At 36.0% G+C, this 10,120-nt stretch carries 12 protein-coding genes; all 12 read right to left on the reverse strand.

Features of this window, described 5'->3' with window-relative positions; genetic code table 11:
* Positions 1 to 92 precede the first annotated feature (92 nt).
* Positions 93 to 314 carry a GNAT family N-acetyltransferase gene (locus CHB72_RS16460; RefSeq protein ID WP_089283967.1) on the reverse strand — a complete coding sequence of 74 codons (222 nt, stop codon included), beginning with the start codon at positions 312 to 314 and terminating at the stop codon, positions 93 to 95.
* 15 nt (positions 315 to 329) lie between these two features.
* Positions 330 to 584 (reverse strand): GNAT family N-acetyltransferase, encoded by a 255-nt coding sequence (locus CHB72_RS16465; RefSeq protein ID WP_089283968.1) that lies wholly within the window; start codon positions 582 to 584, stop codon positions 330 to 332.
* Between the two features lie 355 nt (positions 585 to 939).
* Positions 940 to 1,407 carry a GNAT family N-acetyltransferase gene (locus CHB72_RS16470; protein ID WP_176431423.1) on the reverse strand — a complete coding sequence of 156 codons (468 nt, stop codon included), beginning with the start codon at positions 1,405 to 1,407 and terminating at the stop codon, positions 940 to 942.
* 231 nt (positions 1,408 to 1,638) lie between these two features.
* Positions 1,639 to 2,259, reverse strand: coding sequence for a hypothetical protein (locus CHB72_RS16475; protein ID WP_089283970.1), 621 nt, complete (start codon positions 2,257 to 2,259; stop codon positions 1,639 to 1,641).
* Positions 2,260 to 2,520: 261 nt separating this feature from the next.
* On the reverse strand, positions 2,521 to 3,228 hold the full coding sequence (locus CHB72_RS16480) for a DUF5131 family protein (RefSeq protein ID WP_089283971.1): 708 nt from the start codon (positions 3,226 to 3,228) through the stop codon (positions 2,521 to 2,523).
* A gap of 347 nt (positions 3,229 to 3,575) precedes the next feature.
* Entirely contained in the window at positions 3,576 to 4,355 is a 780-nt protein-coding gene (locus CHB72_RS16485) for a PhzF family phenazine biosynthesis protein (protein ID WP_089283972.1), read from the reverse strand.
* 447 nt (positions 4,356 to 4,802) lie between these two features.
* Positions 4,803 to 5,144 carry a hypothetical protein gene (locus CHB72_RS16490; RefSeq protein WP_089283973.1) on the reverse strand — a complete coding sequence of 114 codons (342 nt, stop codon included), beginning with the start codon at positions 5,142 to 5,144 and terminating at the stop codon, positions 4,803 to 4,805.
* Between the two features lie 299 nt (positions 5,145 to 5,443).
* On the reverse strand, positions 5,444 to 5,584 hold the full coding sequence (locus tag CHB72_RS26665) for a hypothetical protein (RefSeq protein ID WP_176431424.1): 141 nt from the start codon (positions 5,582 to 5,584) through the stop codon (positions 5,444 to 5,446).
* Between the two features lie 284 nt (positions 5,585 to 5,868).
* The gene (locus CHB72_RS16495; RefSeq protein WP_089283974.1) at positions 5,869 to 6,519 is read right to left on the reverse strand and encodes a hypothetical protein; all 651 of its coding nucleotides are present in this window, start codon (positions 6,517 to 6,519) and stop codon (positions 5,869 to 5,871) included.
* Positions 6,520 to 6,871: 352 nt separating this feature from the next.
* Positions 6,872 to 7,405 (reverse strand): GNAT family N-acetyltransferase, encoded by a 534-nt coding sequence (locus CHB72_RS16500; protein WP_089283975.1) that lies wholly within the window; start codon positions 7,403 to 7,405, stop codon positions 6,872 to 6,874.
* Positions 7,406 to 7,710: 305 nt separating this feature from the next.
* Positions 7,711 to 8,562, reverse strand: a complete 852-nt coding sequence (blaOXA, locus tag CHB72_RS16505; protein ID WP_089283976.1) for a class D beta-lactamase — start codon at positions 8,560 to 8,562, stop codon at positions 7,711 to 7,713.
* 209 nt (positions 8,563 to 8,771) lie between these two features.
* The gene (locus CHB72_RS16510) at positions 8,772 to 9,422 is read right to left on the reverse strand and encodes a helix-turn-helix domain-containing protein (RefSeq protein ID WP_089283977.1); all 651 of its coding nucleotides are present in this window, start codon (positions 9,420 to 9,422) and stop codon (positions 8,772 to 8,774) included.
* Between the last annotated feature and the right edge of the window lie 698 nt (positions 9,423 to 10,120).

The following is a 10,120-nucleotide window of genomic DNA, read 5'->3' on the forward strand; positions in this document are numbered from 1 at the left end:
CGTGTCCTAATAACATTCATCTTGATTAAGTGTTGGGAATACGCTGTTAGATGATGTATGATATGCCTGATGTGCCACAGACGGCAAATTCATCATCTCTCAAGTTCTACCTGCTTCATAAAAAACATCATTTCTTCTTCATTAAATCCTATCTTTCTATATAAATTATGTCCTCTCTCATTACTCAGTTCTGCATGCAACTGAATTCTTTTATATCCCTTGTGTTCAGCAAATTTAGTTAAATATTCCATCATCCTTTTTCCATTGCCTCTTCCTCTATAAGGTACAGCTATATATAAATCGTCTATTGCCAATGCTTTTCCTCTAGATCATATACTGTAGACCATCAATGTATTTGCATATCCTATTACTTCCCCATCAATCTCACCAACAAAAATCTGTATATGTTCAGGCATACTTAAAGCCTCCTTGAATACATTTCTCATTTCCTCTTCTGTTGGCATTTTTAAAGATGTCCAATAAGGATTCTCCGCCATTACTTCCTGCATAAAAGTTAAATTAAGTTTAATAAACGCTGATTCATCCTTTGCATTACATTCTCTAATAAGAAGATTATCCAACATAATTTTATCCCTCCCTTATACCCTCCGAGAAGATCGGCAAAATTACATGCCATATTTCATCTAACGCTTCGCATTTGCAACATCCCTGAATCGGACCCGCCTGACCCTACTCCTTAGCGGAGCTTTGCTCCCGGTGAAGGAATGTGGTGCTCTGACCTTTCCCTTGACACGTACTTCCAGCACCTTTATGCAAATGTATTGTTAGATGATGTAGGCTGCCCCGTGACTCAGAGGCCGCTAGGTCGGCGGTCCCCAGATAAGTCCCTCGAAGCCCTTCTCAATAATCACACTTTGTACATATGGTGAGAACTGAAAATAAATAAAAAATGTATTCATTTAGCTAGCTAATATCTAATCAAACAAGCTGTAACTTCATTGAGGTATATTTTGATTTCGCTTCAGTAAAGCCAATTTTTTCATATAATGCCTTTCCATCCTGTGTAGCAGAAAGGTCAATCGAAGACACGCCTAATTGTTTTGCTTCATCAATTATTTGATATATCACTTTTCTGGCAAACCCCATTCTGCGATATTCAGGATATGTAAGTACATTGAGCAAAGTACCCGTTTTACCTGTAATGAATGTTGGATTTGCAGGCTTTTCTGATATTGCAAGAAACGCCGTTGACACTACTTTGTTTTCTATTTCAGCTAATATAGCTACGAAATCATGATTAATATGTTTTACATAATATGTTGTCAACTGTGAACGTATTGCACTCTCTTCATCTTCTGTCAAATTACCTCTGTCAGCTAACAGGTAATCAATTCGAAGTTTAATAAGGATGTCGATATCGTCAACGGTTGCTTTGCGAATATTCATTTTCCTACGCCTCCATAATATATAATTAATTACAACACATTTCAAATTTATATGACAGTAATAAAAACTCCAGAGACTTACCCACCGAAATCCGCGCATGGACGCGCGGCCTTGCAGCCTATGTCCTCTAACATTTCGCGTATTCCCGATGTTCACTCTGACCCACAGCGTCTTTCTTCATAGAGAGTGCATGTTGGAAATACGCTGTTATATGCAGTATATGCGAAAGCATCAATTTTCCTCATAATAGTACCGCATATCAAGAAGATCTTCGTGTTTGCACAAACCGAATAAATGAGAATGTGCAAACAGCTCTTCTTCATCATCTTCAATATCATGATAGCTACTAGCTTCGTCAGCCATATATAAGAAACCATAACTATTAGATGAGATTGTTAAGAAATTACTCCTCTTATCAACGTTGAGCGTGCCTTTCAGCTTCCACCATTTATTATTATTGTAAGCAATATCTGGAACTGCAATATCAATACATTTCTTTTTACTATAATCTAACATCTTCAGTAGTCTCATGATCTTCTTACTACTAATCTGTGTATACTGATAGTTATAAATTATCATATCTAAATGGAACTCTGCTGAACTTGGATACCAGTCATGGAACCTCTCAACCTCTTTAGAGTTGTCCTTTACTCTAATTAAGCAATTATCCTTCATACTTGCTGACACTATCTTAAAAATATTCTCTAAGAAATCGAAACCCATAGCATTCGCAAGAACTGTTGGTGTATCACCTTGTGGATATACCACTCTCAATTGTCTTGGAACATCAATAACATCAAATAATCTATAAGTCTTTGATTCCATCTGTAAATCATAAACTGTAAACTTCATTATATCCTCCAAACTCTAGACAACCTAGCATATATTGCATATAACGTTCTCATGTTTGCGATGCCTTCGAACTGGACCCTCTTGACCTTCCCCCTGGCGGTGCTTGCACCCAGTGAGAAGGTATGGTGCTCTGACCTTTCCCTCAAATGTGCCCACCAGCACCTCCCGTAAAAACATTGTTATAGGGAGTAGTGATGTCTTATATTAATTGCGTTATAACTACAAATACAGAGTATACTCAAAATTTTTACTAAATATTATTTAGCAATTTATATTTGCTTTTTTTGCTTGACTGCACAGTTCTCTAACATTTAAAGTATATTTTTTGTTGTCTTTTATGAAATGAGTACCACATTGCCTAAACTCAAACCCAACATTCTTATCAATACACTGTTCTCTTATTGATAAAACCCAGTCATAATTAAGAGGTCTAGCATTATAATCTGACTCACCGCCGACCACAACTAGCTCTACATCATCAAGATATTTTATAATGCTAACCCGTTCAATAAGAGGTTGACAAATAATATTTTTATGTTTTATAGGGAGCTTTGAAAATATTGAAAGTCGAAAATCAGCTCTATCCTGATTTTCTATTGTGCAGCCTACTGTCACATTATCATAGCCGCCATTCCAATCATTGGGAATACACTGCATAAATCTTTCAATCCGCTTTGTCAAAAATATAAAATGCAATTCGGGTCGTTCTCGCATCATAGACCAACAGTCATTTCTCCACTGGTCTGCATCTTCTATAAGAAAATCTGTGGAAAAACACAGATAGACTGTTTGTCCTGATTTTATTTTGTATTCCCCTTTTTTATTTTGTTCAATGGGAGCATTAAAGTTATCTGTTTTTACCACATTATTAGTGTCAATTCCTCGCTTGCTGTCACCTTTATGAATATAGCAAAACTTACATCCTTCACTATACTTGCGACAACCTCTCCATGGATTCCACATCGCCATAGCTTCACCTTCCTTACCTGTACTTCACATTATCAAACTATTGTGTATCTCCTCGTCTTTTCAATAGACCCCTGAGAAAATCCCCGATATCACTATTTCCTATAGCGGTCCCGGGATTTGCGAACTTGGCGGTTGGCATGACAACCGTCAAGTTAGGTCGAAGGCGCAGCCGGAGCCGTAAATCCTCGTGTTATGTGTCGTCTCGTTAGTGCCCTGCTCTATATTTCCACTGAACCTTTTTAAATCTAATTATTTAGCAACACATAGAAAAGCGGATACGACCTGACCACTTATTTAACTCCTTAACAATTTAAGGAGATTTATACTAAACCACTATTTAGATATATCTATACATTGATGTATCCTTCTAAATAAGATACTGCTTCTCCAGATATCTTTACCGTTTCGCCTAAATCAGTACAGTAAAGCTTTCCTCCTCTTTCAGATAATTGTAATGCCACAAACCCATTCTTGTTTAATTTCTTTTTCCAATAAGGAACCAACGTACAATGAGCAGATCCCGTTACAGGGTCTTCATCCACTCCAGCCTTTGGAGCAAAAAATCTCGATACAAAATCTACTTCATTACCCTTCGCTGTAGCAATTACACCAAATGCATCCAATTTTTTTAGCTCATCCATATTCAATTCCAGATTCAGTATGTCTTTTTCGGTGTCAAAAACCACCATATAGTCTCTTGACTTGTAAACTTCAATTGGCTTCTTGCCCAGACCCTTAACAAGTGCCTCCGGAGCCTCGCATCTTTCTCCTTCTCTGGACGGAAATATCATTGACAATAAGTCACTTTCCTTTGATACTTCCAATACTCCACTCATAGTATGGAATTTGATATTCGCTATACTGCTATCCAAATATGTAAATATAACATATGCAGTCGCCAGCGTAGCATGCCCACAAAGGTCTATTTCTCCTTTTGGGGTAAACCATCTCAACTCATAATCATGTCCTTTCTTTACGAAAAAGGCTGTTTCCGACAAGTTATTTTCTGCTGCAATCTTCTGCATCAAATCATTATCAATCCATGCCTCCAATGGGCACACAGCCGCAGGATTTCCTTTAAACTGTATGTTTGTAAACGCATCAATTTGATATATTGCTATTCTCATTCCTAATTCCTCCTCGATATTCACTTGTGGCATCTTGATCTTGTGTTAAAATATTTTAGCATTTATAATTCGTTATTTACTACTTATTGTAATGTATCATATATATTACCATATTGCGTCTGATCCATCTGATGTGACTATCTTTACCATCTTTCTTTTCGGTTTTACTTACTATCACGACTTTTTAGCGGGGATGGCATATAACGTTTGGCATTGCCGAAGCCTTTGAGTTGGACCCCAAAGGAATACCCCCTTAACGGAGCTTGTCTCCCAGCGAAAAGGTTTGTGTCGGAGCAAAGCGGAGCCGGCAATGCATTGTTAGTTGATGCCACAACTTATCTCACTTTTTTATGCCACATTAAAAAGATGATTGTGATACTAAGTAAAATTTTATTTTTTCTAAATATAAACATCTAATGATAAACATAATTACAAGTAGTAATGACACTAATCAACTTTTAAATACTTTCTAAGTTTTGTCATTCTATTCAAATAATCTTCTTCCGTGAAATACCCTGTCTCTTTTAATTCATTTAAGACATTCTCATATTTCTTATATTTTTCATTATTTTCCTTTATTTTTGTCTTGTTATTATATAATGCTATTATTTCTTCAAGCTCTGTATTATCTAACACATCAATATCTCGCAATTTTGTTAATCCCGAATTCTGTTCATCTATAGTTATTTCCTCTTGCTGGTCTAAGTGATCCAATAACGGTCTAATAGCTAACCTAACAGCAAAGTAACCGATAATAAATATAAGGAAAGCATTTAGTAGATAGTGCATTTTTCAACCCCCTTGGGTTAGATATTTTTCATCTAATATTCAATAGCATCTGACAAACCAATTGACCCCAAAGGAATACCCCTTGGCGGTGCTTGCCACCCAGTGAGAAGGTGTGGTACTGACCTTACTTCTTGACGACAGTGCATACAGAGACTCTCTCCCTGGCGTCACTTCTTGCACCCCTGCGGGAATGGTCATGTTAGTTGATGCCACAACCTGCCTCACTTTCTATTGGCATATTAAAAAGACAAAGCGACTTAACTAAACTTTGCATTTTTGTTCATTAGCTTAGTATGCATTTAATTTTTCTTATCTTGAATTGCTTTCAAAATAAAGCTACCCATAACTACAATTGGAAGCGTCATTGCAAAAGGCAATGGTTCTAAAAAGGAACTAACAAATCCAGCAATAAGTGTACAAATAATGGCTACTACAATCATATTACACCTCCTAGTATATAAATTATCCATATTCCACATTTTTCATCTAATGTTTAGTAGCACCAAACAAACTAATTGATCCCCAACGCCCTGCCCCGATATTGTGGTTTCAACTAACGTTTCGCATTGCCGAAGCCTTTGAGCCGGACCCAAAAGGAATACCTCTTGGCGGTGCTTGTCACCCGGCGAAAAGGTTTAGGTCGGAGCAGAGCCGGCAATGCACTGTTATATGTAGGCGCAGGTGACCCGAGATTCAGAGGCCAACAGGACGTTGGTCCCTTGAATTACCATGTGAAGTTTTCCGGCTTTGATGGCTGATAAGTCTCCCCTTCACAGGGCTCATACTGAATGATTTTTTCATATCTGTTTTCTTCAACGTTATAGATCATTACTCCATTTTGAACCTCAATATCGTTATCAAACCATAAATATGATACAAGTAGCTTTGAACTATCTGGCGACCACTCCAGTGGTTGAAGATATGGATCGGATCTGTTTTCATTCAATATGTAATCAATTCTTTCTCCAGCTTCTTTGAATTGATTAATCGTTATTTCCGGCGTTGGTGGGTTTTTGTGCTTTCCTGTTACTAGATCGATAATCATATAGTCTTTCCATATGCGTCCTGAGTAAGTGATAGCTAACCATCTGCTATCAGGTGACCATAGGTGCTGAATATCGCTCCCGATTATCTTGACTGATGCAACTTCCTTATTGTCTTTATTGCTGGTCACTACGATCTTTGCATTATTCTCACTTTCCATTATCGCGAGGACCACATAGGTGCCATCAGGAGACATTGGATTTAACATTAAGCCAACCGCTTCATCTGATTTTTCTTCGTTTTTGTCTATTATCGTATGAGTAGCTGTGCATCCGCAGATTGACACTACTAGCGCAAGTAACAAAATCAAAAAAATTCTTTTGCACTTCATTTCTTAATCCTCCTTTATTCGCCACACGATGTGGCGTCAGTTGTTCCCGTGCGCTTTCATATAACGTCTCTGCCATTCCCGACGCCTTCGAACTGGACCCCATAGGAATACCCCTTGGCGGTGCTTGCACCCAGTGAGAAGGTATGGTGCTGACCCTACTCCGTGACGGTGCTTCTTGCACCCTTGCGGGAATGGCTTGTTATATGCTGTCCTTTAACCCTGCACCATTTATATCCATTAAGCCCATTATTTTCTAACTCTTTAGTAGTACATTAAAAGGATAATGTTAAACTATTATTAACTTTTGATTCTGCATAATATAAGAAATTTGCAAACTAATTAAATATATCTTTTAATCAATCAATAATCCCATTATTAAAGAATCATAGAACTTATCATTAATCAAAAAATCTCTTTTTATTATTCCTTCCTCTAAAAACCCGAGTTTGTTGTATAAGTTAATTCCTCGCGTGTTGTCGTTTCTAACTCTTAAATTAATTTTTCTTATTATTCCTGAATCTTTGCTCCAGTTAATTAAGTATTTTATGAGTTCTTCGCCTATACCTTTCCCCCAATATTCTTTAAGAATACTTACTCCAAATTCACCAACATGAGCATTCCTTTGTCTTGATCCTCCAGAAAAATTTAAATTTCCAACTATCTTTCCATCGACTTCAGCTATAATAAACAAAGCATTTTTTGTGCTTAATGTATTTGTAATAAATTCCTCTTCCTGTTCAATACTTCTTCCAAACTCCCCTGTTCTAAATGTTAAGAAATCCGATTCTCCTCCGATTATATTGAGGTATTCTATTAATGATTTAGCATCAGATTTATTAGCCTTTCTAATTATAACTTTTTCATTATTAACATTTATCTCTTCCATAATTACAACTCCCCATTATTTCGTATACTCTTACAAATACATAATTAATTACACTTATTGCTGTTACGCATTGTCCATCTTTTATGACTATCTTTCCAACCCTACTTTATCCAATACCGCCACATTCTTTGCTAAGGATGGCATATAACGTCTCCGCACTCAAGACATTTCTCAGCCTTAGATAGCTCCTATCTTAGGCTGTGGAATGTGCTTTGCTTCTTCGAAGGCATGACCCCAAACAAGCAAAGCGAACTTGAGTGCATTGTTATACGAAGCATTTCACGGAACTTTCCATAGACTTTCCTTTAATTCTCATATATCTTTAAATATTTCAATATCTCTTTTGTTATTTCTTTCGCCTTCGGTCCATTTGTATCGTTTTCCCCAATAATATTTGTTGCAAAATAATATATGTCATCACCTTTTTTAATAGTTCCTACAAACCATCCAAGACCTTTATCTGCTGTGCCAGTCTTCCCCGAAAATACATATCCATCGGTTGACTCTAGAATGATAATTTCTCTAACAATCTTCATATTTTCTTTATCAAATGGCAACTTATCATGATATAAATTTATAAGGAATTCAACTTGCTCCCGTGCACTTACTTTTAGTGAAGAACCTAACCAAAATTTTGTTATGCCACCAGAAATATCGTTATTTCCATAATCAATCTTATCAAGATATTTCTGCATTCTATCTTCTCCAACGTTTTGGGCTAATCGTTGAAAATACCATACTACAGAATTAGTAATAGCAGTTGCTAATGTGTGATCCTTATTCCAAGAATCTATCCAATTCGTTTTACCATCCCACTGATAAACATAGTCTTTGCCTTCAATCACACCAGTTTCAAGTCCAATCAAAGCGCTTGGAATCTTAAATGTTGAGCATGGTGATAATCGTTCATCAACTTGTGACTCATTATATATACTGTACCTAGACTCGTTTTCATCATATATAATAAAACACCCTTTATAGTCAATAAAAAAATCTTTCAAATCAATTTCATTTGTTTCTACATCTTTAACAATATTCGTTTGCTTCAAGCCAATTTCATTTATTGCTACATCTTTAGCAGTATCTGTTTGTTTATTACATCCAGACCCGATAATTAGAATTGTAATAATTATAAAGAATAATGTTCTCCTTTTCATCGTACTACATCCTTTCTTTATTAGTGAAATGTTTCGTATAACGTTTCGTGAATTCCCGAAGTCTGGTTATTACATTCATATTCTCTCAGATTTTGGGAATCCACTGTTATACGAAGCCGTACGCCCCCAGACTCAGAGGCCCGCCACGGACGGCGGCCCCTATAGCACTCCGTAGTGGCTTTAATTAAACAAAATGAGAATAATGTGTATTATAAGTATTTGCTTTTTCTTGCATTGTTCCATCTCTTTGAAAGAGTTAAAAAAGCAAATGTTACAACTCCATTAAATATAAAGTAAAATAGCACAATACTGAAGGAATAATGTAAAACTTCAAGTCTATTTAATAGTTTCGATAACACACCTGATGAAAGAATAATTGGCATAACGGATAATAACCAAATATTGATGCTCCAAAACAAATACTGTCTTTTCATCTCAAAAAGTTTACTAAAATATAAAACCTCAAAAACACATATTCCAATGATTTGGATGCCTATACCTAACGCAGCAGAACTAAATTGCCAATAGAAGAATAGGGTTCCATCATTAGCCATTGCTAAAGCGATAATAAGACCTATTGCGATTATTGCGGTAGAAATAGCAATGGGGATATTTCCACTTCGTTTTTTTGTTTCCGTACTTAAGACCTCATTTTCATTTGCATACTCATCTTTTAACAGATAGTCTGTTGAAACATTAAAAAAGTTGCTTAACGCAATAATTTTATCAATATCAGGAATTGAAGCATTACACTCCCATTTTGATATAGCCTGTCTAGACACACCAAGAACTGAAGCCATTTCCTCTTGTGATAAGCTTTTTGATTTTCTGCATATTTGGATTCTTTCACCTAATGTCATCGAAACACCTCCCTTATTTTATGGAATAAAGTCTAACAATCTTTATAGTTGCATACTACCAAATTGTACTTTCAATTTCGCAGCTATCAGTTGCAACTCTTATATTAGCAGTTTTCTAAATAAATACTATGAGAATAATCCTTGCTTCACGTAATTTAACTACTGCGAAGAAATACTTCAAATCCCATCTCGTCCGCGCCAGGACGGCGCGGCCTCGCGTACAGTTTCGTATAACGATTAGGATTGCATCTGAAGTTGAAAGAATAATAAGTTAACCCTTCTATCATCACCTTTTTCAGGGTAATTACATCAATACTTAATTTATCTTTCTTTCAATTTCAGATGTGATCTAGTTGAACGAAAGCGCTTCACCACTCTTCTATGGAATTTCAATCTTCCCTATTCACCTTTTAAATCCTAATAATTTTATACAATTACTAGATTTCTTCTAATAATTTATATAGTAATTTCGATTTTTCTTTTTAGAAACCTCCAATATATTACACTTTTTCCCATATTTATTGATCATTCAGTATTTATTGATCATTCAGTAGCTCTCATTAAAAAAGTGCATACTTATTACCTATTATTTATGGTTTTATGCTATTTGTGCTCTAAACTGTGGCGGTGAATAGCATCGTGGTTCTAGTTTTATCTTTCTTATCATTTTCCCCTTATTGCAACAGGGACAGATTGTA

It is taken from the genome of Anaerovirgula multivorans (assembly GCF_900188145.1).
GTDB lineage: Bacteria > Bacillota > Clostridia > Peptostreptococcales > Natronincolaceae > Anaerovirgula > Anaerovirgula multivorans.